Annotated in this window: 1 pseudogene; it reads left to right on the top strand. The window is 61.9% G+C overall.

Annotated features, from left to right (window positions below):
- Positions 1 to 226: pseudogene (locus tag NFX52_RS31570) on the top strand (IS3 family transposase); the annotation flags it as partial.

Below are 226 nucleotides of genomic sequence, written 5' to 3'. Positions count from 1 at the left end.
CTGCGCAAGCACGGTCGCCTGGGCTGGAGTCCTGCGGCATCATCCGCAGCCATGCCACTAGACAAGACCAAAGGACCGCTCACGCCCGAGCAGCAGATCAAGGCGCTGCAGGTGCAGCTCGAGCAGGCGCAGGAGAAGGCCAGGCTGTTTGAAGCCGTCATCGATGTGCTGCGCAAGGACTACGGGGTGCGCGTCGTAAAAAAGCCTTTGGGCAAGTTCTCTCGCA

Source organism: Acidovorax facilis (assembly GCF_023913775.1).
Classification (GTDB): Bacteria; Pseudomonadota; Gammaproteobacteria; order Burkholderiales; family Burkholderiaceae_C; genus Acidovorax; species Acidovorax facilis.
Note: the sequence above shows the minus strand (reverse complement) of the source record. Positions and strands in the feature narration are given on the sequence as shown.